This is a genomic window from Amycolatopsis sp. NBC_00355, assembly GCF_036104975.1.
Classification (GTDB): domain Bacteria; phylum Actinomycetota; class Actinomycetes; order Mycobacteriales; family Pseudonocardiaceae; genus Amycolatopsis.
The window spans coordinates 916,695-941,755 of record NZ_CP107982.1; the positions used below are offsets into that span (position 1 = coordinate 916,695).

General features: G+C 73.7%; 20 protein-coding genes and 1 pseudogene. 6 read left to right on the forward strand and 15 right to left on the reverse strand.

Annotation, left to right across the window (positions count from 1 at the left end; all coding sequences use genetic code 11):
- Nucleotides 1-69 precede the first annotated feature (69 nt).
- Entirely contained in the window at nt 70-1,188 is a 1,119-nt protein-coding gene (locus OHS18_RS04015; RefSeq protein ID WP_328615969.1) for a DICT sensory domain-containing protein, read from the forward strand.
- 381 nt (nt 1,189-1,569) lie between these two features.
- Here OHS18_RS04015 and OHS18_RS04020 read toward each other — a convergent pair whose 3' ends face one another.
- From OHS18_RS04020 to OHS18_RS04035, 4 genes are read right to left on the reverse strand one after another with little or no spacing between them, the layout of a single operon-like run.
- A complete protein-coding gene (locus OHS18_RS04020) occupies nt 1,570-3,027 on the reverse strand; it encodes an MFS transporter (protein WP_328615970.1) in 1,458 nt (485 codons plus the stop codon).
- On the reverse strand, nt 3,024-7,214 hold the full coding sequence (locus tag OHS18_RS04025; RefSeq protein WP_328615971.1) for a beta-ketoacyl synthase N-terminal-like domain-containing protein: 4,191 nt from the start codon (nt 7,212-7,214) through the stop codon (nt 3,024-3,026). Before OHS18_RS04025 ends, OHS18_RS04020 begins: the two co-directional genes overlap by 4 nt.
- Entirely contained in the window at nt 7,211-8,926 is a 1,716-nt protein-coding gene (locus tag OHS18_RS04030) for a fatty acyl-AMP ligase (RefSeq protein WP_328615972.1), read from the reverse strand. The genes OHS18_RS04025 and OHS18_RS04030 overlap by 4 nt, the downstream gene beginning before the upstream one ends.
- 16 nt (nt 8,927-8,942) lie before the next feature.
- Complete coding sequence (locus OHS18_RS04035) at nt 8,943-9,455, reverse strand: hypothetical protein (protein ID WP_328615973.1); 513 nt, start codon at nt 9,453-9,455, stop codon at nt 8,943-8,945.
- Between the two features lie 620 nt (nt 9,456-10,075).
- On the opposite strand from OHS18_RS04035, the gene OHS18_RS04040 reads away from it, so the two are divergent.
- Genes OHS18_RS04040 through OHS18_RS04050 form a run of 3 tightly spaced genes read left to right on the forward strand, consistent with a single transcriptional unit; the run spans nt 10,076 to nt 13,136 of the window.
- The gene (locus tag OHS18_RS04040; RefSeq protein ID WP_328455949.1) at nt 10,076-11,095 is read left to right on the forward strand and encodes an alpha/beta hydrolase; all 1,020 of its coding nucleotides are present in this window, start codon (nt 10,076-10,078) and stop codon (nt 11,093-11,095) included.
- On the forward strand, nt 11,092-11,925 hold the full coding sequence (locus OHS18_RS04045; RefSeq protein ID WP_328455947.1) for an SDR family NAD(P)-dependent oxidoreductase: 834 nt from the start codon (nt 11,092-11,094) through the stop codon (nt 11,923-11,925). Before OHS18_RS04040 ends, OHS18_RS04045 begins: the two co-directional genes overlap by 4 nt.
- Nucleotides 11,922-13,136: a glycosyltransferase gene (locus tag OHS18_RS04050; RefSeq protein WP_328615974.1), complete on the forward strand. Its 1,215-nt coding sequence runs from the start codon at nt 11,922-11,924 to the stop codon at nt 13,134-13,136. The genes OHS18_RS04045 and OHS18_RS04050 overlap by 4 nt, the downstream gene beginning before the upstream one ends.
- On the opposite strand, the gene OHS18_RS04055 is transcribed toward OHS18_RS04050, so the two are convergent.
- Nucleotides 13,133-13,468 (reverse strand): transcriptional regulator, encoded by a 336-nt coding sequence (locus OHS18_RS04055; protein ID WP_328455944.1) that lies wholly within the window; start codon nt 13,466-13,468, stop codon nt 13,133-13,135. The genes OHS18_RS04050 and OHS18_RS04055 overlap by 4 nt on opposite strands.
- Nucleotides 13,465-14,298, reverse strand: coding sequence for a hypothetical protein (locus tag OHS18_RS04060; protein ID WP_328615975.1), 834 nt, complete (start codon nt 14,296-14,298; stop codon nt 13,465-13,467). The genes OHS18_RS04055 and OHS18_RS04060 overlap by 4 nt, the downstream gene beginning before the upstream one ends.
- Before the next feature lie 75 nt (nt 14,299-14,373).
- Here OHS18_RS04060 and OHS18_RS04065 point away from each other — a divergent pair, with 75 nt between their 5' ends.
- On the forward strand, nt 14,374-14,790 hold the full coding sequence (locus OHS18_RS04065) for a RidA family protein (RefSeq protein ID WP_328615976.1): 417 nt from the start codon (nt 14,374-14,376) through the stop codon (nt 14,788-14,790).
- Here the strand turns inward: OHS18_RS04065 and OHS18_RS04070 are convergent.
- The 3 genes and pseudogenes from OHS18_RS04070 to OHS18_RS04080 form a co-directional block, all read right to left on the reverse strand.
- A complete protein-coding gene (locus tag OHS18_RS04070) occupies nt 14,787-15,782 on the reverse strand; it encodes a YdcF family protein (protein WP_328615977.1) in 996 nt (331 codons plus the stop codon). The two genes, OHS18_RS04065 and OHS18_RS04070, sit on opposite strands and share 4 nt — an antisense overlap.
- A gap of 124 nt (nt 15,783-15,906) precedes the next feature.
- The gene (locus tag OHS18_RS04075; RefSeq protein WP_328455939.1) at nt 15,907-17,430 is read right to left on the reverse strand and encodes a catalase; all 1,524 of its coding nucleotides are present in this window, start codon (nt 17,428-17,430) and stop codon (nt 15,907-15,909) included.
- Nucleotides 17,427-17,863: pseudogene (locus OHS18_RS04080) on the reverse strand (Fur family transcriptional regulator). The gene OHS18_RS04075 and the pseudogene OHS18_RS04080 overlap by 4 nt, the downstream one beginning before the upstream one ends.
- A gap of 107 nt (nt 17,864-17,970) precedes the next feature.
- Between OHS18_RS04080 and OHS18_RS04085 the strand changes: the two are divergent.
- Complete coding sequence (locus OHS18_RS04085) at nt 17,971-18,327, forward strand: DNA polymerase ligase N-terminal domain-containing protein (protein ID WP_328615978.1); 357 nt, start codon at nt 17,971-17,973, stop codon at nt 18,325-18,327.
- Nucleotides 18,328-18,440: 113 nt separating this feature from the next.
- On the opposite strand, the gene OHS18_RS04090 is transcribed toward OHS18_RS04085, so the two are convergent.
- From OHS18_RS04090 to OHS18_RS04115, 6 genes are all read right to left on the reverse strand, one after another.
- A complete protein-coding gene (locus OHS18_RS04090; RefSeq protein WP_328615979.1) occupies nt 18,441-19,121 on the reverse strand; it encodes a DUF998 domain-containing protein in 681 nt (226 codons plus the stop codon).
- A 518-nt stretch (nt 19,122-19,639) separates the two neighbouring features.
- Nucleotides 19,640-20,506, reverse strand: coding sequence for an NAD(+)/NADH kinase (locus tag OHS18_RS04095; RefSeq protein WP_328615980.1), 867 nt, complete (start codon nt 20,504-20,506; stop codon nt 19,640-19,642).
- 46 nt (nt 20,507-20,552) lie between these two features.
- Nucleotides 20,553-22,007 carry a flavin-containing monooxygenase gene (locus tag OHS18_RS04100; protein WP_328615981.1) on the reverse strand — a complete coding sequence of 485 codons (1,455 nt, stop codon included), beginning with the start codon at nt 22,005-22,007 and terminating at the stop codon, nt 20,553-20,555.
- Complete coding sequence (locus OHS18_RS04105; protein ID WP_328455930.1) at nt 22,004-22,855, reverse strand: SDR family NAD(P)-dependent oxidoreductase; 852 nt, start codon at nt 22,853-22,855, stop codon at nt 22,004-22,006. The genes OHS18_RS04100 and OHS18_RS04105 overlap by 4 nt, the downstream gene beginning before the upstream one ends.
- Nucleotides 22,839-23,729, reverse strand: coding sequence for an alpha/beta fold hydrolase (locus tag OHS18_RS04110; RefSeq protein ID WP_328615982.1), 891 nt, complete (start codon nt 23,727-23,729; stop codon nt 22,839-22,841). The genes OHS18_RS04105 and OHS18_RS04110 overlap by 17 nt, the downstream gene beginning before the upstream one ends.
- Nucleotides 23,726-25,039, reverse strand: a complete 1,314-nt coding sequence (locus OHS18_RS04115; RefSeq protein ID WP_328615983.1) for a cytochrome P450 — start codon at nt 25,037-25,039, stop codon at nt 23,726-23,728. Before OHS18_RS04115 ends, OHS18_RS04110 begins: the two co-directional genes overlap by 4 nt.
- Nucleotides 25,040-25,061 lie beyond the last annotated feature (22 nt).

Sequence of the window (25,061 nt, forward strand, 5' to 3'; positions counted from 1 at the left end):
GTACCTAGCCGCTCACGGCGGGTTCTTCTACGGTGGTTGTCTCCCTTCCCCCGGCGAGAGCGATCTCCGATGCCCGACGTGTCCTCGGCCCGCGCCGGCGTGCTGTCCAAACGTGCGCTGGTGACGGCGTCCCACGCGGTGGAGCGGGCGGCGCTGGCCGAAGGCACCGGCGCGGACACCGTGGTGTTCGCGCTCTTCCAGCGGCTGCCGTACTTCGAACGGGAGCGCGAGGTGTACGCGCGGATCGCGCGGACGGCCGCGGTCACCGTGGTCGGCATGGTCGACTCGGGCCGCCCGGACCTGCCGCACGGCGTCACCCCGGTGCTGCTGCGCCCGGACGAGAGCATGGCGCGCGAGTGGTCGGTCGCGGTCCTGTCACCGACGTTCGGCGCGTCCGTGGTGGCCCAGGACCTCGACGACGTCGACCCGCAGGCGACGTCGATCGAGTCGGCGCGGCTGTTCCGCGGCCGCTGGGGCCTGCGGCGCGACGAGGCGTACGCCGAGGTCGTCCGGCTGCGCGACGCGCTGGGCGACCGCCTGCCGCCCGCGGTGCGGCACAAGGTGAGCGAGATCCTCGCGTCGGTGGACGCGCCTGCGGCAGTCGACGTCGAAAGCCGGGCGGAGGCCGCGTTGCGGCACGTGGCGGCGCGGCTGGAGGCGCTTTCGCCGCCGGCCGCCGGACCGGTCGACGCGGAGACGGGGCTGGCGACGCTGGCGGGCATCACGCCGTGGCTCGGCGACGCGACGGACACGGTGCCGCTCGGGCTGGTCCTGGTGACGGTCGACGACCTCACCGCGGTCGAACGCCGCCACGGCAACCGGATCCGGATGCACACCGAGCAGAACATCGCGGACCTCCTGCGCGACGGCCTGCGTCCGCTGGACCGCGCGGTGCGCCTGGGCCCGGGCGAGTTCCTGGTGGTGCAGCCGGTGGTGGGCCCGGACGAGCTGACCGACCGCAGCCTCCGCCTGGAACGCCGCCTGGCGGCGCTGCACGCGACGTACCCGTTCGTCGACCTCCACCCCCGCACGACGACGATGCTGACCCGCCGCCGTCCGCTCCCGCTGAACACGCTGCGAAGGCGGCTACGCCACGTCCCGGCGACGACGCTGTGGCCCCCGAGCCAGGGCTCGTTGCCGATAGAGCCCCGCGGCCCGGCCCTGCGCGGAGGCGGCTGGTTCCGCTGAGCCCCCACAACGTACCGGCGGCGCGGGGTCGTGAGCGGGAAACCGGGTTCTGGCCCGGTTTCCCGCTCACGACCGCTCCGGCGCGGCAACCCCGCCTCCCGCAGCTCCCACGTCCGTGAATGGCACATCGAGGGACTCGGACCTGGCTCCACCGATGATCTCGCCCGCGCGCCGGAGCCCGTGCGACGCCGAACTCTGGGCCTTCGGCGGCGGGTGATGCGCCCCACCGTGGCGTTGGGTGCGTCGCACCTCGGCCCGGCAACCTCGAGAACCCCTGGCGTCACGCCGATCACCTGCCTACGCGAGCCACGACCGGCGGATCGGGGTCTGAGTCCCTCGATGTGCCATTCACGGACCTGGCGCCGGGTCGCCGCCTCGCGCTCACGGCGGGGCTTCGGCCTCGCGACTGCGGTACCGGCGGAACGCGGCCGCCAAAGCGGCCAGCGTGAACACGCCGCACGCGACACCCGCCGACACCTGCAACCCCGCCGCGCAAGCCGCGCGGGCCGCCGTGAGCAGGTCCGAAGCCATCGGGCCCGGTAAGCCCGCCGCCGCGACTTCCGCCTGGGCCGGGCCCGCCGCGGCCAAGTGCCGCGCCGCCGGCGGGAGACCGGGTGGCACGGACAGGTGCGCCGCGTACACCGCCGCGGCCAGGGAGCCGAACAGCGTTGTGCCGAAGCCCGCGCCCAGCTCGTAGCCCGTCTTCTCCACCGCCGCCGCCCCGCCGGCCGAGGCGGCGGGGGTGGCCGACAGCAGCGTGTCCGTGCTCGACGTCAACGCCAGCGCCATCCCGAAACCCAAGCCCGCCAACGCGAAACCCAGCAAGCCGACCGCGTCGAGAGCGGGCACCAGCAGCGACACCGCCGTCACCGCGAAGCCGGCCGTCCGCACCCGGGTGTTGCCGAACCGCTGCAGCAACGCCGGCGCCACCACGCTGCCCGCGGCCGACGCGCCGAGCACCAGCAGCAGGCGGGTCGCCGCGGCCGTGGGGGACAGGCCCAGCACCAGCTGCAGGTACTGCGCGAACAGCAAGCCGAGCCCGACGAGCGTGCTCATCACCAGCAGCACCCCGCCGACCGCGCCCGGCACACCCGGTTGCCGGAACAGCGTCAGGTCCAGCAACGGCGCGTCCGCCCGGCGCTGGCGCCGCACGAACAGCCCGACGAGGACACACCCGGCCAGCGACGGCAGCAGGCCGCCGTAGGCGATCCCGAGCACGCCGCCGGCCGCGAACAGCGCGCTGACGCCGTCCCAGCGCCGCCGCGCGGGCGGGGTCCGCGGCAGCCACCGCAGCGCGAGGACGATCGCGGCCAGGATCACCGGCGGGTTGACCAGGAACGTCGCGCGCCAGCCCCACGTCTCGACGAGCACCGCGCCCAGCACCGGCCCGAACACCGAACCCGTGCCGGCGATGCCGCTGCACACCGCGATGGCCGTCCGCCTTCGCCGCTGCTCCGGGAACAGCTCCCGCAGCAGCGACATCGTCGTCGGCATGATCATCGCGCCGCCGCAGCCGAGCACCGCGCGGGCCGCGAGCAGCGCCGGGACGCCGGGAGCGAACGCGCAGGCCAGCGACGCGACGCCGAACACCGCGTACCCGGCCACGAGCACCCGGCGCCGGCCGTAGCGGTCGCCGAGAGTGCCGAACGGCAACAGCAGCGGCGCCGCGGTGAGCGGGTAGATCGCCACGATCCAGACCTGGGCCGACGCGCCGGGCCGCAGCTGCCGGACCAGATCGGGCAGTGCGACGTGCAGCACGGTGGCGTCCACCGCGACCAGGAAGAGCCCGGCGCCGAGCACCGCGAGCGACGGCCACGCGCGAGCCGGCGCCCGGGTCACGACCACAGCAGGCCCGTCAGGTGCCGCGCGACGACGTCGACGTGCGGCGGGTCGACGACCGACAGGTGGTGCGCCGCCACCGGCACGATCTCCAGCCGCGGGCACAGGTCCGCCCACCCCGCCGCGGCGTCGGTGCGGGAGTAGCGCGGCTCCAAGGCCAGCCCGGCGGCGTACGGTTCGGTCGCCCGGTAGAGCACCACCCGGCCGTCGTAGGGCGGCGGCACCGCGCGTTCCGCGGCGAGCGTGTCCAAAAAGGACTGGTGCTGGTGCCGCAGCACACCGGGGCTGAGCAGGCCGGCCTCGGCGACCCGCCGCATGGTCAGCTCGATCTGCTCATCCTCGGGCAGCGGCGCCAGCTCACCGTGACCGAGGCGGACGGCCCGGCCGTAGGTGCCCTCGACGTACCCGGTGAACCGCAGGAAGCGCCGCGCCGACGACGCCCGCGGGTCGAGTTCCGGTTCCGGCAGCGGCAGCATCGTGTCGATGAGCGCCACGAGTTCGACGTCTTCGCCCTCCTCAGCGAGCTTCGCGGCGACGCCGTAAGCCAGCGCCCCGCCGAACGACCAGCCGGCCAGCCGGTACGGCCCGGTCCGCTGGGTCTCGCGCACCAGCGGCAGCAGCCGCTCGACACGCTCCTCGACACTGCCGCCGGGGACGCGTTCGAAGCCGACACACGGCAGTTCGCCGGGCAACCGGTCGAGCAGCGGCCGGTAGACGGTGCAGGTGCTCCCGCCGGGGTGGAACAACAGCAGCGGTGTGACACCGGCGTCCCCGGCCGTGAGGACGTGGACCGGCCCGCGTTCCTCGCGGGTGTCGAGGACGGCCCGCGCGACGTCGGCGATGGCGGCCAGGGAGTCGTGCCGCAGCAGTTCGGCGGCGTCGACCGGGGTCGCCAGCTCGGTCGTGAGCCCGTCGGCGAGCAGCTGCGCGAGGTGCGCCGGCCGGCCCGCGCCGGACAGCCGGACGTGCGTGCCGCTCGGCTCGGCCCCGGTGTGCCGGGTCCACAGCCGCAGGACCAGGCGGTCGGCGGCGTCCCAGGCGCGTCCGCGTGCCGGCCGCGGGGACTCGCCTCGCCGGAGCGCGAGATCGCGGTTGAGGTCGGCGAGGGTGGCCCCGCGCAGGACCGCCGCGGCGTCGGGCTCGGTGCCGAGCTCGCGCCGGAGGGTCTCCCGGATCCGGTTCGCCATCAGGGAGTCCAGCCCGAGTTCGACGAGCGGCACGTCGGCGTCGAGCCGATCCGGCCGCAGCCCCATGACGGCGGCGACGATTTCGGTGAGCCGATCGGTCTCCGCGCGGGGTGCGGGACCGGGTGGCGCCACGGCGGCGGGAACACGGTCCGGCTCGGCAGGCCCCCCGGCCGTCGAGGTGAACCAGTGCCGCTCGTGGCGCCACGGCATCGGCGGGACGTCCACCAGCCGCGCCCCGTCGCCCGGATCGGCCGGCGTGACCCGCACCCCCGCGCAGTACAGGGCCGCGGCCGCCGCCCCGAACGCGCGCACCTCGTCCTGGCCCCGGCGCAGAGTCCCGGTGACCACGACGTCGTCGACACCGGCGGCCGCGAGTGTCCGAGCCACCGAGCCCCGCAGGATCGGGTGCGGCGACACCTCGACGAACGTGCGGTGCCCGTCTTCGGCGGCCGCCGTCACCGCCTGCCGGAACCGGACCGGCCGGCGCAGGTGCGCGGCCCAGTACCCGGCGTCGAAGTCCGGCAGCTCGCGCGGGTCGGCCAGCACCGTGTCGTACCAGGGCACCGCCGGCCGGCGACCGCCCAGCTCGGCCAAGGCCTCTCGCAGCGCGGCCACCACCGGGACGACGCCCGCCGAATGCCCCGGCACCTCCACCGGCAGCCGGCGCGCGGTGCGACCGGCGGCCGTCAGTTCGGCGACCAGCCGATCCAGGACCACCGCGGACCCGGCCACCGTCAGCTGCCGCGGCGCGGAGTCGACGGCCAGCTCGACACCCGCGTACGCCGCCAGCTCGGTCGGCGACAGCTCGACCGCAGCCATCCCGCCGGCGGGAACACGACCCAGCAGCCGCGCCCGCGTGGCCACCAGGTGGACGCCTTCGTCGACGTCGAGAGCACCGCTCACCACGGCGGCCGCCGCCGACCCGAGGGAGTGCCCGATGACGGCCGCGGGCCGGACGCCGAGGGCCTCCCACCGCGCGGCCAGCGCGATCTGCGTCCCGAAGATCGCCGCCTGGGTCTGCGGTAGCGGCCGTGGCTCGGACGTCGTGAGCAGCGCGCGCAGCGACTGCCCGGTGTGCTCGGTGAACCGGTCGCCGAGCTTGTCGACCTGGGCTGTGAACGCCGGTTCGGCGTCCAGCAGCCCGCGGCCCATCCCGGGCCACTGCGAACCGTGGCCGGAGAAGACGAACACCGGGCCCTCGACGTCCCGCGCGGTGCCGATCGCCGCACCGGCGGGCAGCGGGTCGGCCTCGACGGCGCGCAGCAGCGACGCCAGCTCGGCGGTGTCCCCGGCGACGAACGCGGCCCGGTGCCGGGCGCCGTTGTCCCGCCGGGACAACGTGTGCGTGACATCGGCGAGCGGATCGGACGACGTCTCCAGCCAGCTCGCGAGCTGCGCGGCCCGCTCGGTGAGCCGATCGCGGGTCCGGGCCGACACGAGCGCGATCCGGACGCCCGCGCGGTGCGAAGCCGGGTTCGGCGCGGCCTCTTCCAGCACCACGTGCGCGTTCGTCCCGCCGAACCCGAAGGCCGACACCCCGGCGGTGGCGCGCCCGGCGTGCCGCGGCCACGGCGTCGCCTCGGTGACGACCCGCAGCCGCAGCTCGTCGAACGGGATGTGCGGGCTGGGCGCGTCGAAGTGCAGCTGCGGCGGCAGCACGTCGTGGGTCATGGCCAGCACGACCTTGATCAGCCCGGCGATCCCGGCGGCGGCCTCCGCGTGCGCGATGTTCGTCTTCACCGAGCCGATCAGCAGCGGCCGCTCGGGAAGCCGCCCCGCACCCAGCACCGCGCCGAGCGAGCGGGCCTCGATCGGGTCGCCGAGAAGGGTGCCCGTGCCGTGGGCCTCGACATAGTCCACAGTGGACGGATCGAGTCCGGCGGCGCGGTAGGCGTCCCGCAGCATCGCCTGCTGGGCCACGGGGTTCGGCGCCGCCATGCCGTTGGACCGGCCGTCGGAGTTCACCGCCGAGGAGCGGATCACCGCCAGCACGCGGTCGCCGTCGACCTCGGCGTCGGCCAGCCGCTTGAGCACGACGACGCCGCAGCCCTCGGCGCGCGCGATGCCGTCGGCGGCGGCCGCGAACGTCTTGCACCGGCCGTCGCCGGCGAGCAGCCCGGCCGCGGCGAACGCGGCGGTCGGCCCGGGCAGCAGCATCAGGTTGACGCCGGCGGCCAGCGCCAGGTCCGCCTCGCCGTCGCGCAGCGCCCGCACCGCGTGGTGCACCGCGACCAGCGACGACGAGCAGGCGGTGTCCACGGCCATGCTCGGCCCGCGCAGGTCGTACACGTAGGACAGCCGGTTGGCCGCGATGCTGCCCGCGGCGCCGGTGGCCGTCCACAGGTCGACGCCGTCACCGCCCATGGTCAGGTGCCCGTAGTCGTGGGTGGCGATCCCGGTGAACACGCCGGTGCGGCTGCCGCGCAGCGAAGCCGGCGCGATCCCCGCGTGTTCGAGGGCCGCCCAGGTCACCTCCAGGAGCATCCGCTGCTGCGGGTCCATCGTCGCGGCTTCGCGGGGCGTGATGCCGAAGTGCTCGGCGTCGAACCCGGCGACGTCGTCGAGGAAGCCGCCGACGACCGGCGCGGCGTCGGCGCTCCAGCGGCCCGGCGGCGCGGTCCGGACGGCGTCCCGCCCGGTCCGCAGCAGGTCCCAGAACTGCTCGAGGCCGTCGGCGCCGGGCCAGCGGCAACCCAGGCCGACGACGGCGACCGGGTCGGTGCGGCGCCGGTCGGTGGCCGGGGCGACGTCGGGTTCCGCGCCGCCGGTGAGGCTGCGCGCGAGGTGGTCGATGGTCGGGCTTTCCCACAGCAGGGTCGACGGCAGCCGGGTACCGAGCAGGTCTTCGAGGTCCGCGGCGATGCCGACGGCCTGGCGGGAGGACAGGCCGTAGTCGCCGAGCGGGCGGTCGGGTTCGAGCCGGGCGGCGTCGACGCCGGTGTGCTCGGCGACGGTGTCGAGCAGCCAGCGACGCAGGGTTTCGGGCGTCGGGTTTCTCATCGCACCAAGGCCTTTCCGTACTCGTGGGCGAGGTAGCGGTCGCGGCAGGCGCTCCGGGCGATCTTGCCGCTGGAGGTCCGCGGCACGTGGCCCTGCGGCACGAGGACGACGTCCCGCAGCGCCAGGCCGTGCGCGTCGGCCACGAGCCGCCGGACCGTCGCGGCCAGGTCCCGTTCGGACTGTTCGGTCAGCTCGGCGTGCCCGCGGTGCTCCGCGACGACGACCGCGTCCTCGGTGTCGGCGCCCTCGATCGCGAACGCGGCCACGCTGCCCGGGCGGATCGCCTGGTCCGCGGCGGCCACGGTCGCCTCGACGTCCTGCGGGTAGTGGTTGCGGCCGTCGACGATGAGCAGGTCCTTGAGCCGGCCGGCGATGTAGAGCTCGCCGCCGTGCCGGACGCCGAGGTCGCCGGTGCGCAGCCACGGCCCTTCCGGCAGTCCGCTGTGGTCGCCGGTGAGCCGGGCGCCGAAGGTTTCCGTGCTGTCGAGGGGGTTCTGCCAGTACCCGTCGCCGACGTTGGGGCCGTGGACCCAGATTTCGCCGACCGACCCGTCCGGGAGCGCGACGGCGGTGTCCGGGGCGACGAGCGCCACGTGCTGGCCTGCCGGGGCACCGCAGGCGACCAGCCGGACGCCGGCACCCGCCTCCCGCGCGGTGCCCTCGCCGAGCGCGTCGCGGTCGAACGTCGTGACGCGCGGGGCGGCGTCGGCGGCGGTGGTCACGAAGACGGTCGCCTCGGCCAGGCCGTACGACGGGCGCGTCATCCGCGGCCGGTAGCCGGCCGCGGCGAAGGCGGTGTGGAAGCGGTCGAGGACGTCCGGATTGATCGGCTCGGCCCCGTTGACGATCGCGGCGACACCGCCGAGGCGCAGCCGGGCGCGATCGGCGTCGCGCACGCGGCTCGCGCAGTAGTGGAAGGCGAAGTTCGGCGCGGCGCTCCACGCGCCGGGCCGGTCGCCCAGCAGCTCCAGCCAGCGGACCGGCCGTTCGATGAAGGCCAGCGGGTCCATCAGCACCGAACGCAGGCCCAGCACCAGCGGCGTGATCAGGCCGAGGATCAGGCCCATGTCGTGGAACAGCGGCAGCCACGAGACGGTGCTGGCCTCGCGCGGGTCGAGGCCGAGCCCCCGCACGGCCTGCCGCACGTTGGCGAGCGCGTTCGCGTGGGTCAGCACCACGCCGGCGGGGGAGCGGGTCGAGCCCGACGTGTACTGCAGGTACGCGACGTCGCCGGCCTGCGCCTCCGGAGCGGGCCGGGTCCGGGTGGTGGCGGCACGGTCGACCACCACGATCTCCACGCTCCCGCCGAGGAACTCCGCCACGGCGGGGCGCGCGGCGGACGTCGTGACGACGGCCGTGGGCGCGCAGTCGGCGAGCACCGCCGTGAGCCGCCCGGCGTGCCCGGGCAGGCCGGGGTCGAACAGCGGCACGGCGATCGCGCCCACGGTGAGCGCGGCGAGGAAGCCGACGACGTAGTCCACGCCCTGCGGGCAGAGCACGGCCACCCGGTCGCCGGGCCGGACCGGCAGCGCGCTCGCGGCGGCGTCGACGCGCGCGGCCAGCTCCCGCCAGGTGAGGGTCCGCCGCCGCCCGTCGCGATCGACGCTGTAGTCGGCGAAGGTCAGGGCAGGGTCCTCGGGCTTGACCGTCGCCCAGTGCCGCAGGCACGCGGTCAAGGTGTCGTTCGCCGGGCTTTCCGGGGCCAGGTTCATGGGGTGCTCCTCCGGTCTATCGGCCCAGCCGCGGCGCCGCGTGCTGCCACGCGGTGACGGCCAGGGTGTCGAGGTCGAGCTCGGTGGCTCCGGCGTCGCGGAGCAGGACGAGCACGTCGCCGGCGGCGATGGCGACGGTGCGCAGCCGCAGGCCCGGCAGCTCGGCCGGCTGGCCGGGCAGGGTCAGGACCTGCTGGTAGGACAGGGTTTCCGCACCGGGGACGGCGGGTCCGGGGCGCACGGTGAGTGTCGAGACGGCGGTGCCCTGCGGGTCGTCGACGGTGACGTGCGCGCACCGGCGGGCCTGGCCGGCCCACGTCGCCAGGTCGGCGGGGAGGGTGGTGCGGGCGACGAGTTCGGCGACCTGCCCGCCGGCCACGGCCGACTGGAAACCCTGTCCGACGGCGTCCCCGGGCCGCAGCAGCCGGCCGTGGACCACGTCGGCGCACCCGCCGCCGTCGTCTGCCCGGTCCGAAGTGGACAGCGCGGTGGCGACGTCGAAGGTGTCGCGCGCAGCCGCCGGAACCACCTCGGGCGGCAGCAGGACTCCCTGGGGAACGGCGGGCGGGCGGGAAACCGGAGGTGTCGTTTCCGGTTTTCCCGCCGAGCCGGAAATGGTGCCTGCCGCCGCGGCGATGACCAGAAGGGCAGCGGCGCGGACCGGCGGAAAACGGGACGGTCGACGAATTCGGGCAGTCATGGAAAAGCCCTTCCGGTGGGGTTCGAAGGTGCGCGGTCCCCGCGGTGGGACGGCTTCGCCGGGGCGTGCGGTGGACGCCGGCCCGGGCGGTTCAGGGGAAGGCTACGACAGGTAATCGGTTACCGGAAGAGGCTCAAGAAATCGTAAACGTCGTTCATATACAGGGCGTGAGCTGCGAAATCGCCGAGATTCGGCCGGTGAGGTGCGGGGTTACCCATGAGTAGGCCGGGGTAGGTCACCGAGGGTGATCGCGGGCTCACCCTCGTGGGGGAGGTCGACGCGTTTCTGTTCTTCTCCCATTCACATTGTCCGGCCGTGTGGCGGACAAGACAATTGCCGGACGGGTCCGTTGTCCTCTAACTTGTGCGCACATCCCGAACGTTTTCCGGGTGATCGCCGTCACTTTTCCGGATTCGATCGAACGACCGGAGAAAGGAATACGTATGCGCATGAAACACCGACCCGCCGTCGCGCTGCTGACCACCCTGAGCTGCCTGCTGCCGAGCGTCGCCGCCACACCGGCCCAGGCCGCCGAACCGCCGGCCGCGCGCGCCGACGACGGGACGCACGTCGTCGCCGAAGCCACCGTCGGCGGCGACCCGCGGACGCTGGACCTGACCGTGCGCTCGACCGGCGTCGGCGCCTACGCCATGGTCCGGCTGATCCTGCCGGAGGACTGGGCCGCACACCCCGATCGCCGGTGGCCGGCGGTCTACCTCCTGGCGGGGGAGACCCGGCTGCAGGACTACCGCGGCTGGAGCGCCAACACCGACGTCCGGCAGCTCGCCGACGACGCCGATGCCCTGGTCGTGATGCCCGGCGCCGGCCCGGCGGGCTTCTTCACCGACTGGTGGAACTACGGCAAGGACCTCGCCCTCAACCAGTGGGAGACGTTCACCGCGGTCGAACTGCCGCAGCTGATCGACCGGGGTTACCGGGGGGACGGCCGGCGTGCGGCGGCGGGGCTCTCCCTCGGCGGGTACGGCGCGATCGAGCTCGCCGCGCGCCGGCCCGGCGTGTTCCGCTACGCCGCGTCCTACAGCGGCAACCTGAACCCGACGGGCCCCACCGGGGAGCTGCTGACCGACGCCATCGTGACGTCCGCGAAGCTCGATCCCGAGGCGCTGTGGGGCGACCGGCGCCGGGAGCCGGCGCGCTGGGAGGCGCACGATCCGCTGGTCAACGCGGACCGCCTGCGCGGCACCGAGCTGTACCTCTCGGCGGGCAACGGGCTGCCCGGGCCGTTGGACGGCAAGCTCCCGATCGACGTCCTGCCCGGCGCGATGCTCCTGGAGTACCTGTGCGGCGGCCAGACCACCGCGATGGCCGCCCGCCTGCGCGCCCTCGGCGTCCCGGCGACGATCGACCTCTACGGGCCCGGCACGCACCAGTGGGCCTACTGGCAGGAGCAGCTGCACCGGACGTGGCCCCGGATGCTGCAGGTCCTGGCCGCGGGGGCGGCGTCGTGACGCGACTGTCCTATGTGGTCACCGGCGCGTCCTCCGGGATCGGCCGGGCGTGTGTGGCCGAGCTGGTCCGGCGCGGCGCCCACGTGTGGGCGAGCGTGCGCACCGACGTCGACGAGAAGGAGCTCGAGAGCGCGTACGGCGACGCGGTGACGGTGCTGCGGATGGACCTGCGGGACGCGGAGTCGATCGCCGCGTGCGGTGCGCGGGTCGTGGCCGGCGGACCGCTGCACGGCCTGGTGAACAACGCCGGCCTCGCGCGGCCGGGCCCGCTCGAATACGTGCCCCTGGAGGTGTTCCGGGAGCAGCTCGACGTGAACGTCGTCGGGCAGCTCGCGGTCACCCAGGTGATGCTGCCCGCCCTGCGCGTCGCCGAGACGCCGCGGGTGGTGACGGTCGGCTCGATCGGCGGGCGGATCGCCGGGCCGATGATCGGGCCGTACCACACGTCGAAGTTCGCCCTGGTCGGCTTGACCGACACCCTGCGCGCCGAGCTCGCGCCGGAAGGCATCGACGTCGTGCTCGTCGAGCCGGGCGCGGTCGCCACGGCGATCTGGCCGCGAGCCCGTGCGGCGGCCGAGGAGGTGCGGGCGGCGCTGCCCGACGCGGGTCTCGTGCGCTACGCGGCCCAGCTGGCGGCGGCCGAACGCAGCGCCGCGCGCTCCGCCCGCTCGGGAGTGCCGCCGCGGCGGGCGGCGCAGGTCGTCGTCCGCGCGCTCACCGCCCGGCGCCCGGCCCCGCGGTACCTGGTGGGCGCGGACGCGCGGGTGGCGGCGGTGCTGGCGAGCCTGCCGTTCCGGCTGCGCTACCGCGTGACCGCGGCGAAACGATGAGCCGTCAGGTGGTCGTGATCGCGCCCGGCTCGCGCGGTGACGTCCAGCCGTGCGTCGCCCTCGGCCGGGGCCTCGCCGCGGACGGCGACCGGGTGCGTGTCCTCGCCGCGCCCGGTTTCCGCGCGCTGGTGCAGGCGCACGGCCTGGCGTTCGCGCCGCTGTCGGCGGATCCCGGCGAGATCCTCGGCTCGGCCGCCGGCCAGGCGTGGACCGCGGGCGGTCCCTTGACGTTCGTGGTCCGGCTGCGTGAAGTCCTGCGGCCGGTGCTGGCCCGGCTGCTGGCCGACGTCCACGCCGGCTCGTCGGGCGCCGACCTGGTGCTCGCCCCGACGCTCGGCTTCCTCGGCGCCCACGTAGCCGCGCACCTGGGCGTCCCGGACGTCGAACTGCACTACCAGCCGAGTGTGCCGACGCGGGCGTTCCCGCACCCGCTGCTGCCGTGGGCGGACCGGCTCGGGCCGTGGGGCCGTCAGCTGAGCTTCGGCGCGGTCGACGCCCTCGCCTGGCAGCTCCTGCGGTCCACTGTGGACGGCTGGCGCGTCGGCTCGCTGGACCTGCCCGCGGCCGGGATGCGCGGCCCGCGGAGGGCATCCCCGGTGCTGTGCGGGTTTTCCGACGCCGTCGTGCCCCGCCCGCCGGACTGGCCGGCGCGGGTGCACGTCACCGGCTACTGGTTCCTCGACCCGCCCGCCGGGTGGCGCCCGGACCCGCGGCTGCGCGACTTCCTCGCGGCCGGCCCGCCGCCGGTGTACGTCGGCTTCGGCAGCATGCGCCCGGTGGAGGCCGAGCAGGCGGTCACGGCGTTGCGCCGCGCCGGTGTGCGCGGCCTGCTCGCCACGGACGTCCCCGTCGAGCCGGCCGACGACGTGCTGCCGATCCACGACGTCCCGCACGCCTGGCTGTTCCCCCGCACGGCCGCGGTGGTCCACCACGGCGGCGCGGGCACGACGGCGGCGGCCCTGCGCGCGGGCGTCCCGTCGCTGGTCTGCCCGGTGTTCTCCGACCAGCCCTACTGGGGCGACCGGGTGTCCCGCCTCGGCGCGGGCCCCCGGCCACTGCCGCGGCGCGACTTGACGGCGGACACCCTGACGGCCCGCTTGCGAGAGCTGACCGGCAATCCGCTGTTCCGCCGCGGCGCGCAGTACGTCGGAGCGAGGCTGCGAGCCGAGGACGGCGTGGCCCGGGCGTGTTCGGTGCTGCGGGAGGTCTAGGTGGTCCGCGGCCGGATCGCCGGGACGGCTCCTTCGACCGCGGCCACCAGGGCCCGCAGTGCGACCAGCTCCGCGGCGAGGGCCTTGCGACCGGCCGGGCTGATCGAGATCCACGTCCGGGGGCGCTTGCCCTCGTAGCCTTTCTCGACGTCGATCAGGCCCGCCTCGTCGAGGATCGTGACGTGCCGGGACAGGTTCCCCGCCGTCATGTCCAAGGTCCGGCGCAGGTAACCGAAGTCGACCTGGCCCGCCTCGGCGGTGATGGTCAGGATGCCGAGCCGGTGCCGCTGGTGCACGGTCTCGTCGAGGCCCGCCGCGGGGTGCTCGCTCACGCGCGGGCCCCTCGCTCGTGGAACCACGCCACGACGCCGCCCACGACCAGGATGAGTCCCGGCAACAGCGTGTTCGTGAACGCGTGGGTCGCTTCGCCTTCGTAGCGCGCGAAAACGCCGAGGTGGAAGAACACGTTCTGCATGTTGTACAGGTTCGCCAGCAGGGTCGCGGCGGCGAAGAGGCCACTGATCACGCCCAGTAGTCTGCTCCGCTCCAGCCACGCGAGCCCGACCAGGCCGAGCGCGACGGTGACGAGCGGCGCGTACGGCCGGACCGGCGCGAACAGCAGGTCGAGCGCACCCAGGGCGACCAGGCCGGACAGCATCGCGGCGACGGTGGCGGCGCCGCGCGCGACGCGGCCGGTGAGGGTGGACCGCACCCACAGGAGCCCGCCGAGCACCGCCGTCGCGATGAGGACGACCGGCACCGCGAAGGACGGCTGGGCGTACGGCGACCGCCCGACCCGGTAGGCGAAGGACTCGACCACCGGCATGCCGAAGGAGATCGCGACGACCCCGATGAAGCCGACCGCGAGGTAGGCGCGGATCGGCGTCCGCACCCCGTAGCGGGAGCCGCGGCAGAGGTACCAGCACGCCGTGGCGGGGAATCCGCCGACCACCGCGATCAGCCAGTACAGCTGCATCGGTGTGCCGAACCAGACGCCGGCGACGTCGAACCGCGCCGGGCCGCCGGACGACCACAGCGGGGCGAGCAGCACGAGCGCGCCGAACAGCAGCACGGGTGGCACGTACGCGTGCCGGTCCGCCCGGGTCCGCGTCTTGAGCCGGGCCATCTCGTGGAGCAGGAGAGCGGGTGGCAGGTCGGTCATGAAGGCCCCGGGTTCGTAACTAGTTTATTTGGCAAACCAGATCCGGCGGTGAACCTACCATGCGATCATGGCCGCATGAAGCCACGACGCTGGAATCCGGGGACCGTCGCGCCGCCGCTGGGGCGCTACAGCCACCTGGCCGAGGTGCCGGCCGGGCACCGGCTGGTGTTCCTCTCGGGTCAGCTCGGTGTCCTGCCGGACGGCTCCCTCGCCGGGCCGGACGCCGAAACCCAGGCGCGGCGGATCTTCGTCAACCTCGAGACTCTCCTCGCCGCCCAGGGCGCCGGGCCGGAGCACCTGGTGAAGCTGCTGACGCTGGTTGCCGGTACGGAGCACCTGGCGGGGTACCGGGCCGCGCAGGCCGAGGCGTTCGCGAAGTGGTTCCCGGACGGCGACTTCCCGGCCCAGTCGCTGGCCGTGGTGGCCGCACTGGCGGGGCCGGACTACACGGCGGAGGTGGAAGCGGTCGCGGCCGTCCCGGCGGGGGACTAGACGACGGCGAGCGCGACGCCCGCCCCGGTGATCACGACGCACGCCGCGATCGTCGTGCGGCGGTAGTGCAGGATCAGCGCCGCGAACTCGCGCAGCAGGGCGCTCGGCAGGAAGTAGTGCGCGGTGGGGGAGCCGGTCGCGTGGATCGGCAGCCCGAGGCGGCGGCACTCCACGGCCGTGCGGAAGACGTGGTAGTTGCTGGTGACCGCCAGGACGCGGCCGGGGCGGTCGGACTGGGGGAGCAGCGCCGCCGACAGCCGCAGGTTCTCCTCGGTCGTCGTCGCCTGGTCCTCGCGGCGGATCCGGTCCTCCGGGACACCGCGCTCGCGGAGGTAGCCGTGCATCGCCTCGGCCTCGGTGACGCTCTCGCCCGGGCCCTTCCCGCCGGAGACGACCAGCAGCGGCGGGTGCTCGGGTTCCCTTTCGTAGAGCCGGATCGCGCGCTCGAGCCGGCCGGCGAGCAGCGGCGGCACGCGGTCGTCCGAGAGCCCGCAGCCGAGGACGATGATCGCTTCGACGTCCCGGTGGCGCCCGACCCGGCTGTACAGCACCGAATAGGCCAGCAGCGACACGAACAGGAACCCGAAGTAGCCGGTGAGCACGATGACGATCGCCACGAGCGCGGTGCCCCACCGGCCGAGCGGGACGAAGAACAGCACTTCGAGCGTGATCAGGCCGGCGCCGAGGGCGAGGGAAAGCAGGTTCCCGGTGCTGCGGCCTTCCTTCCGCCACATCTGCACGCCGTTGAAGATCAGCGCGGCGGGCAGCACCAGCGCGACGATCACGGCGACCGCGGCCAGCAGGACCGCCACCACCGGGGTCAGCCAGTCGAGGTGCAGGGCCTCACGCAGCAGCCAGGCGCCGCCGAGCAGCAACGCGATCCCGAACCAGACGGCGTTCCCGAGCCGCCGCGGTTCGCGGGCGAGCCGGATCAGGAAGACGAGCAGTGCGACGCCGGCAGCCAAGGGCAGCGCGGCTCCGGTGAAGTTCACCCGGCCTCCCTGACTGATCCCGTGCGACGACGTCAACGTAGCCGAGGGACATCGGGGCCGCGAACCGGGGCGGGCCGGGAAAGAACCGGGGCGAGTCACCTGGAAGAGTGACTCGCCCCGTTCGTCAGGCCTTTTTCTGCATGCTCGACCGGGCCGGGTTCGCCTGGTCGGCCGCCTTCGGGTCCTTCTCGCCGGCCTTGGCGCGGACGCCCGACTCGATCCGGTCGCCGATGTCCTTGTCCACGTTGCGCCAGTACTCGAACGCGCGCTGCAGCACCGGCTCGGTGACGCCGTTGAGCAGGTGGCCCACGACGTTGTCGACGAACCGCTCGCGGCCGGCGTCGTCGAAGACCTCACGGATCATCGTGCCCGCCTGGCCCCAGTCGTCGTCCTCTTCGCGCAGCGTGTACGCCGTGCGGACCATGTCGCCGTCGGTGTGCCAGCCCGCCGGCTGGCCGTACTTCGCGACGTCGGCGTGCGGGCCGCCCTTCGAGTTCGGCGCGTACACCGGGTCGGCGACCTTGGTGTAGCGCATCGCGCCGTCCTTGCTGTAGCTGTGCACCGGCGACACGGGCGCGTTGACCGGCAGCTGCTTGTAGTTCGCGCCGATCCGGTAGCGGTGCGCGTCCGGGTAGGAGAACAGCCGGCCCAGCAGCATCTTGTCCGGGCTCGCGCCGATCCCCGGCACCAGGTTGCTCGGCTCGAACGCGGCCTGCTCGATCTCGGTGTGGTGATCGGTCGGGTTCCGGTCCAGGGTCATCCGGCCGACGTCGATGAGCGGGTAGTCCGCGTGCGGCCACACCTTCGTCAGGTCGAACGGGTTGAAGCGGTAGGTCTTCGCGTCCTCGAACGGCATGACCTGGACCTTGAGCGTCCAGCTGGGGTGGTCGCCGGCCTCGATCGACTCGTACAGGTCGCGCGTGTGGTAGTCGGTGTCGGCGGCGGCCATCTGGTCGCCCTCGTCCTGGGTGAAGGTCTCGACGCCCTGGTCGGTCTTGAAGTGGTACTTCACCCAGAAGCGTTCCCCGCCGGCGTTGACCCACATGTAGGTGTGCGAGCTGTAGCCGTTCATGTGGCGCCAGGTGCGCGGGATGCCGCGGTCGCCCATCAGCCACGTCACCTGGTGCGCGGACTCCGGCGACAGCGTCCAGAAGTCCCACTGCATGTCGTGGTCGCGCAGGTTGTTGTCGGCCCGGCGCTTCTGCGAGCGGATGAAGTGCTGGAACTTCAACGGGTCGCGCAGGAAGAACACCGGGGTGTTGTTCCCGACCATGTCGTAGTTGCCTTCGCTGGTGTAGAACTTGATCGCGAAGCCGCGCGGGTCGCGCCAGGTGTCGGGGCTGCCCCGCTCGCCGGCGACGGTGGAGAACCGGATCAGCAGGTCGGTCTTCGTGCCCGGCTGGAACACCGCGGCCTTGGTGTACGCGCTGACGTCGCCGGTCACCTCGAACTTCCCGAAGGCGCCGCTGCCCTTGGCGTGCGGCTGCCGCTCGGGGACGCGCTCGCGGTTGAACTGCGCCATCTGCTCGATGAGGTAGTTGTCGTGCAGCAGGATCGGGCCGTCCGCGCCGACGGTGAGCGAGTGCTCGTCGCTTTCGACGGGGATACCGGCGTCGGTGGTGGTCGGTTCGGGATGGATCTGCGTCACTGCGGTCCTCTTTCTGCGTGGTGGTTCGCGGCGCACCCGGGGCAGAAGCCCCAGAACACCACTTCCGCCTCGTCGATGGTGAAGCTGTGCCCGGTGCCGGGGGTGAGGCAGGCGTGGCGCCGACCGCGCAGTCGACGTCCTCGGTCCGCCCGCACCCGCGGCACACGACGTGGTGGTGGTTGTCCCCGGCTCGCCGCTCGAACCGGGCGGGGTGACCCGGCAGTTCGATCCGCCGGATCAGGCCGGCTTCCGTGCACGCGCCCAGGACGTCGTAGATCGCCTGGGTGGACACGGAGTCCAGCATCGTGCGGACGCCGGTGCCGATGGCGTCCACAGTGGAATGAGGGTGCTGCGCCAGCCACGTCAGCACCGCCCGTCGGGGCGCGGTTACCCGCAGACCCGCCGCTCGTAACATGCCGGCCGCATCGCTCATGACTCCCCACCGTGCGCCTGTTTCTGGACCGGGTCAAGTCCACGGACGGACGGTTTCGAAGGGGTGAAAACGGGTAACCGCCAGGAACTTCTGGCATCGTGGGCGGGATGGTGGACGACCCGCGACCGGCGTTCGTGCTGCACGAGCACTGGCGGCCCCAGCACCACTTCGACCTGCGCCTGGAGGAGAACGGTGTGCTGCGGTCGTGGGCGGTGCCGCGTGGCCTCCCGCCGGACGCGGGCGGCAACCGGCTCGCGGTCGCCGTGCCCGATCACGCCCTCGACCACCTCGGTTACGAGGACGAGCACAAGAAGGTCGCCGACACCGGCTGGTGGGAGGAGCACGACCGCACGGCCAAGCGAATGCTGTTCACGTTGCACGGCCGGGAAAGCGACGTCCGGTACGCGCTCATCGACACCGGGCGGGACTGGCTGCTGCACCGGACCAAGGAGCAGCCGGGCTAACCCGGCGGGCCCTTTCGATGCGGGCGAGGTGCCCGCCGGGCGGTGGGCCGGCGCTCGCTCGATCCGGTCGAGCAGGGAGAACTCCTCGGTGAAGTGGCCGGACGACTACGTGCTCAGGCGGCGACCGTGCGGGGCGTGGCCGCCGCGCGGTGCGCCCAGTGGCCGAGGACGGCGAGCAGGGCGATCTCCAGGACCATCATCAGGCGTTCCACCAGGCCGGTGGCCACGGTCGGCAGGTGGCCGCCGAGCACGACGTTCACCGCGAACGGGACGATGAACGGCAGGTAGAACGGGATCGCGGCCAGCGCCAGCCGGCGCGACCAGGTGGCGAACCGCCGCCAGCGCGGGTCGTCGCGGTGCCGCCGGCCCAGCGCCCAGCCGACGACCGGCAGACTCAGGCACGTCACCGCGGAGGCGTAGAGGTGGATCTTGCCGGTGGTCGTGATGGCCCCGCCCTGCGGATCCTTCGCGAAGATCGCCACCGTCAGCAGGCTGACGCACCAGAGCGCCTTCGCCGCGACAAGCGCCGGGTTGGCCAGCAGGCCGCGGCGGTAGAGCGCGACGAGCAGCAACGCCGAGCCAGTGCTGGTGAGGATCAGCGCGCCGTCCCACATCCAGCGGCCGGGGACCAGCGCGTAGTCGCTGAGCATCGCGGTGACCGGATCGAGCGGCGCGAGACTCCGGTCGAGGTGCAGCACGGCGAGCAGGGCGACGGCCGCGGCGAACGCGGCCTGCGCGCCGGGCACGAGCAGCCGGGCGGGAAGGGACAGTCGGGTGGGTGCGGGGGCCAGCATGCCTAGGTTCACTCCGGGGGCGCTCTGCGGGTTCAGGCGAAGTCGGCGACGCTACCCGTGACCATTCCGTGACCATGGCCGACGCACCCGCGCTGTGACCGACCCCACTCCCGGCGGTCGATTCCCGCCGCTGAGCACACCGCCCACGGCAGTGGGGTTCCGCCACTGGCGGGTCGGGGTGGGCTGTAGCCGCACTTCCGCCGGGCGCGAACCCGGCCGCACCCGTCCGGCAGCCGGGCGCGGCCATCGCCGAACGTTCTCCTCGGGCGCCATCGATGGCCGCAGCCGCAGCCGCAGCCGCGGTGAGCGCAACCCGTGGGCGTCCTGGCCGCCGCAGGCGTGACCGGGTTCGAGGCCGCGCTCTCGCTGGGTGCGATGGGCGGCGTGACCGGGGTCACCCGCGCTCGCCTTCGGAAGTGCGCCGCCGATGCCGTGGTCGGATTCCCGCCGGACGCACCGCGGGCTCGACCCGCGACGCCGCTACAGGACCGCCCTGACGGCCTCGAGCCCGAGGTGGGTCAGTGGTAGCCGTCCTGGGGGATTTCCGCCGAGTCCGTCAAGCGCAGCTTGCGCCTCGCGCGCTGGTAGAACGTCGTCATGCCGAGGCGGACCACCCGGGCCGCGCTCGGGCGGCCGCGCAGGTCCAGGCGGTCGCCGGGGGAGACGTAGCCCGCGACCTGGCCGTCGACCTCCACCGCGAGGCGCCCGCTCGTCGGCAGGACCTCCAGCGCCACCGTGTCGTGCACCGACAGCACCACACCCCGGCTGTACGCCGAGTGCGGCGCCGCCGGCGTCACCAGCAGGGCCTCCACCGACGGGCTCGTGATCGGGCCGCCCGCGGAGAAGCTGTACGCCGTCGAGCCGGTCGGCGTCGCGACGATCACCGCGTCCGCCGAGTAGCTCACGAACTGCTGGCCGTTGACCCGGACCGCGACGACCGCGCTGCCGTCGCCCGGCACGCGCACCACCGCGATGTCGTTGAACGCGGTGATCCGCTGCCCGTCGAACACGGCGTCGACGGCGAGGCGCGGTTCCACCGTGAACTCGTTGCCGTCGATCGCCGAGAGCGCGCCCGGCAGGTCGGGTACGTCGACCTCGGCGAGGAACCCGAGCTTGCCCAGGTTCACCCCGAGCACCGGCGCGCGCTGCCCGTCGGCCAGCCGCATGGCGCGCAGCATCGTGCCGTCGCCGCCCAGGCTGACCAGCAGATCCGAGCGGCGGCCCAGCTCCTCCGACGTCACGCCGATCGCGGCGCACTTCAGCCGGACGATCTCGTCGGCGATGCCGAGGATCTCGATGCCGCGGTTCCCGGCCCAGCCGAGCACCGCCTCGACGGCGGCGGCCGAGTCGCGGCGGGGGTGCAGGACCAGGCCCGCGCTGTGCATCAGCGGGCCCGGAGGGGCGAAGGCGTCATGCGCCCAGTCTGCACGTTCAGGCGGGCCGCCGCGAGAACCGCAGCGCGCCGTCGTCGATCTTGCCGTGGCGCAGCTTGACGACGTCGTGGGCGTAGCTCATGCCGAGCGTCCACGGCGCCCGCGACCCGGCCTTCGGGAACTCCTCGATCGACCGCAGCACGTACCCGGCGTCGAAGTCGAGCAGCGGCCGCTCGGTGACCGCCGGGTCGTCGTTCACCGGGACGGCCTGGTCGTGCCCGGTCCGGTCGAGGTGGCGCAGCAGCCGGACGACGTACTCGCCGACGAGGTCGGCTTTCAGCGTCCACGACGCGTTCGTGTAGCCGATCGTGAAGACGAAGTTCGGCACCCCGCTGAGCATCATCCCCTTGTACGCCATGGTTTCCGGCAGCTTGACGACGTGCCCGTCGACGGCCAGCTCGATGCCGCCGAAGGCCAGCAGCCGAAGCCCGGTGGCCGACACGACGACGTCCGCTTCCAGCTCGGCACCGGACTCCAGCCGGATCCCGTTCTTGGTGAACGACGCGATCCGGTCGGTGACGATCGAGGCGTCCCCGTGCTTGATCGAGCGGAACAGGTCGCCGTCGGGCACCAGGCACAGCCGCTGGTCCCACGGCTGGTACTTCGGCTTGAAGTGCGTGTCGACGGCGTACCCGGGCGGCAGCTGCTTCATCGCGGCCTTGCGGATCATCGCCTTCACGACGCCGGGACGACGACGGCTGAGCTGGTAGATCAGCGTGCTCACGGCGACGTTCTTCCACCGCGCGATGGGGTACGCCAGCTTCGGGCCGAGCAGGCCGCGCAGCCGGTTGGCCAGCGCGTCCTCCGACGGCAGCGAAAGGATGTAGGTGGGGGAGCGCTGCAGCATGGTGACGTGCTCGGCGCGGTCGGTCATCGCCGGCACGAGGGTCACGGCGGTCGCGCCGCTGCCGATCACGACGACCTTCTTGCCGGTGTAGTCCAGGTCTTCGGGCCAGTGCTGCGGGTGCACGACGGTGCCGCCGAAGTCCTCGATCCCGGGGAACTGCGGCGTGTGGCCGCCGTCGTAGTCGTAGTAACCACTGCACAGGTACAGGAACCGCGCGGTGAACCGGACGGGCTCGCCGCCGTGCGTCGCCTCGACCGTCCACAACGCGTCCTCTGTGGACCATTCCGCGCGGATCACCTTGTGGCCGAAGCGGATGTGCCGGTCGATGCCCGCCTCGGTCGCGGTGTCGCGGACGTACTGCAGGATCGACGGCCCGTCCGCGATGGCCTTCTCGCTCGTCCACGGCCGGAACCCGTACCCGAGCGTCTGCATGTCCGAGTCGGACCGCACGCCGGGGTAGCGGAACAGGTCCCACGTGCCGCCGATGGCTTCGCGCGCCTCGAGGATCGTGTACGTCTTGCGCGGGAACGCGGAGCGGAGGTGGTGGGCGGCGCCGATGCCGGACAGCCCGGCCCCGACGATCAGCACGTCGACGTGCTCGGTCATTTCACGGCCTCCGTCTGCCGGGCACGCATGCGGTTCCGCAGGCGGGAGAGCACGGCGTAGTAGTGGGTCGGGGTGACGCGGGTGAGCGCGTCGAACAGGTAAGCGTCCGGCCCGACCAGGATACGGGCCTTCCCGCGGTCGACGCCCGTGTGGATGATCTCCGCGGCCCGTTCGGGCGAGGTCATCGTCATCGCCTCGAACTGCGCGGCCATCTCGTCTTTCGTACGGCCGCGGCCTTCGGGGTCACGCCGCACCCGGGCGTTGCGCGCGATGTTCGTGGTGATCCCGCCCGGGTGCACGGTGATCGCGCGGACGCCGGTGCCGCGCAGCTCGTGGCGCAGCGACTCGGTGAAGCCACGGACGGCGAACTTCGCCGCGCAGTAGGCGCTCTGGTGCGGCATCCCGGCCAGGCCGAACACACTGGACGTGTTCACGATCGCGCCCGAACCCTGCTCGGCGAGGATCGGCAGGAACGCCCGCGTCCCGTGCACGACCCCGCGGAAGTTGATGTCGTGCAGCCAGTCGTCGTCCTCGGGCACCGCGTCGAGCACGGTCGACGTCACCGCGACGCCGGCGTTGTTGAACACGGCGGCGAGCGGCGCCGGGAGCCATTCGCGCACTTCACCGGCGAAACGGAGCTGGTCGGCGGCGTCACGGACGTCGAGGACCCGGGTGAGGACACGTCCTCGGAGCCCGGCCGCGGTCGCCTTCAGCCCGGCTTCGTCGACGTCGGCGAGGGCGACGGGGGAGCCGAGCGCGGCGAGCCTCGTCGCGAGCGCCCGGCCGATGCCGGACGCCGCGCCGGTGATCACCACCGGCCGGCCGGTGAGGCTAGCTGGTCGGGACATCGCTGCTCCTCGCGTGGCCGGCGATCAGGTCGAGCAAGGTGGGCCACGCGCCTTCGGGCAGGTTGTGCCCCATGCCGCGGACGGTCTCGAGGCGGGCCCCGGGGATCGCCCGCGCCGTGGCGGTGCCGCCGGTCGGGTGCACCATCCGGTCGCGGTCGCCGTGCACCACCAGCGTCGGCGCGGTGATCTTCTTCAGCCACGCCGTCCGGTTGCCGGACTTGAGGATCGCGCCGAGCTGACGGCCCACCCCGCCCGCCGTCGGGTCGCGGTCCCAGCCCGTCCCGGCCGTTTCGCGCACCCAGGCCTCGTCGAAGGGGAAGCCGTGCGAGCCGATGTGCCGGAACATCTTCACGGCGCTTTCGACGGCCTCTTCGCGCGACTTCGGCGGCTTCCCGCCCATCAGCCGCAACGTCGAGAACGCCGGGCGGCCGATCAGGCGGGACCCGGTCGTCGACATGATCGACGTCAGGGTCCGGACCCGCGTGGGGTGCAGCGCGGCCACCGACTGGGAGATCATGCCGCCCATCGACACCCCCGCGAGGTGCACGCGGTCCAGGCCCAGCGCGTCGAGCAGGCCCACGGTGTCGGCGGCCATGTCCCTCAGGTCGTACTGCTCCGGCGGGAACCGGCCGGCGAACGTCGCGGGCAGGCTCGCCGGCCGGAACCGCGGGTGCGTCGAGCGCCCGGCGTCGCGGTTGTCGAACCGGACCACCTGGAACCCGCGCCCGGCCAGCTCGGCGCAGAAGGGGTCGGGCCAGCTGTGCAGCTGCTGGCCCAGCCCGGCGACGAGCACGAGCGGCTCCGCCCCGGCGTCCCCGATGCGTTCGTACGCCAGGGAAATCCCCCGGCCGGCGTCGGCGATTTCCTCGTTCACGCGGTTCCTTCCCGGCGGCGCACGATCGCGCGCCCGCCTTTCGCCGGGGCGTAGGCGACGCCCCGGGAGTGCCAGCGTTCGCCGGCTTCGTCCGTCGGCACGAGGGTGAACTCGCGCAGCAGGGTCCGCAGCACGACGGTCATCTCCATGGTCGCGAACGCGGCGCCGATGCAGCGGCGGGTGCCACCGCCGAACGGGATCCACTGGTACAGGTCCGGGCGCGCGCCGGCGAACCGGTGCGGGTCGAACGTCGCGGCGTGCGGGAAGAGCGCGTCGTCGTCGTGGATCAAGGCGATGCTGACGAGCACGACGTACCCCTTCGGCAGCGTCCACCGGCCGAGCCGGAAGCCGTCCTGCTTGACCTGCCGGGCGGTGAGGTCGATGACCGGCCGGGTGCGCTGCACCTCGAGGATCGTGGCGTCGAGGAGCTTGCTGTCACCGGATCCGGTGAGTTCGCGCAGCACGCCGGGGTGCCGCCGGAGCCGTTCGACCGCCCAGGCGAGGGTGGTCGCCGTGGTCTCGTGCCCGGCGGTGAGCAGGGTGAGCAGCTGGTCGGCGATCTCCTCCCGGCTCAGCTCGGAACCGTCGTCGTACCGGCTCTGCAGCATCAGCGCGAGGACGTCGTCGCGGTCGTCGAGCCGGTCGTCCGCGCGGGCCTTGGCGATCAGCCGGTCGACGATCGCGTCGTACTCGCGGCGCAGCCTCTCGAAGCGGCGCCACGGGTTCAGGCGGCCCTTCTTGGAGATCGGCAGCACGGCCAGGCGTGAACCGAGCGTGACGAACGGCGGGAGCAGGGCGCGCAGTTCGGCGAACTCGGCCCCTTCCGCGCCGAACACCGCGCGCAGGATGGCGTTGAGGGTGATCCGCATCATCGACGGCAGCGTCGCGAACGCGCGGTCCTCCGGCCAGGTCGCCAGCTCCCGGACGGTCTCTTCCTCGACGATCTTCTCGTACGCGGCGAGCCGGCGGCCGTGGAACGGCGGGACCAGGAGCTTGCGCTGCCGGCGGTGGTCCTCGCCGGAGAGGGCGAACAGCGACCGCGGGCCGAGCACCCGCCCGAGGTTGACCTCCTGGTTGTCGACCAGGTCCGGCCCGGACATGAACAGCTGCTTGATCTCGGCGGCGCCGCTGATCACGACGGCGCGGCCGAAGATCGGCACGTTCACCGTGAAGGCGTCGCCGTACTTCGCCCGCAGGCGGTGCAGGCCGCGCAGCGGGCTGGTCAGCGCGTAGGCGCCCTGGACGGCGCGGGGCGCGGTCGGCCCCGGCGGCAGCGTCACCGGGCCCGGTGGGCGTGTCACGGTCGTCATCGACTCTCCCGACTGGTGGTAC

Excerpts from the sequence above, each read along its gene's own strand:
- OHS18_RS04015 (WP_328615969.1), top strand. The coding sequence starts at position 70 with ATGCCCGACGTGTCCTCGGCCCGCGCCGGCGTGCTGTCCAAACGTGCG.
- OHS18_RS04025 (WP_328615971.1), bottom strand. The coding sequence starts at position 7,214 with ATGAGAAACCCGACGCCCGAAACCCTGCGTCGCTGGCTGCTCGACACC.
- OHS18_RS04030 (WP_328615972.1), bottom strand. The coding sequence starts at position 8,926 with ATGAACCTGGCCCCGGAAAGCCCGGCGAACGACACCTTGACCGCGTGC.
- OHS18_RS04040 (WP_328455949.1), top strand. The coding sequence starts at position 10,076 with ATGAAACACCGACCCGCCGTCGCGCTGCTGACCACCCTGAGCTGCCTG.
- OHS18_RS04050 (WP_328615974.1), top strand. The coding sequence starts at position 11,922 with ATGAGCCGTCAGGTGGTCGTGATCGCGCCCGGCTCGCGCGGTGACGTC.
- OHS18_RS04060 (WP_328615975.1), bottom strand. The coding sequence starts at position 14,298 with ATGACCGACCTGCCACCCGCTCTCCTGCTCCACGAGATGGCCCGGCTC.
- OHS18_RS04065 (WP_328615976.1), top strand. The coding sequence starts at position 14,374 with ATGAAGCCACGACGCTGGAATCCGGGGACCGTCGCGCCGCCGCTGGGG.
- OHS18_RS04085 (WP_328615978.1), top strand. The coding sequence starts at position 17,971 with ATGGTGGACGACCCGCGACCGGCGTTCGTGCTGCACGAGCACTGGCGG.
- OHS18_RS04090 (WP_328615979.1), bottom strand. The coding sequence starts at position 19,121 with ATGCTGGCCCCCGCACCCACCCGACTGTCCCTTCCCGCCCGGCTGCTC.
- OHS18_RS04095 (WP_328615980.1), bottom strand. The coding sequence starts at position 20,506 with ATGCACAGCGCGGGCCTGGTCCTGCACCCCCGCCGCGACTCGGCCGCC.
- OHS18_RS04100 (WP_328615981.1), bottom strand. The coding sequence starts at position 22,007 with ATGACCGAGCACGTCGACGTGCTGATCGTCGGGGCCGGGCTGTCCGGC.
- OHS18_RS04105 (WP_328455930.1), bottom strand. The coding sequence starts at position 22,855 with ATGTCCCGACCAGCTAGCCTCACCGGCCGGCCGGTGGTGATCACCGGC.
- OHS18_RS04115 (WP_328615983.1), bottom strand. The coding sequence starts at position 25,039 with ATGACGACCGTGACACGCCCACCGGGCCCGGTGACGCTGCCGCCGGGG.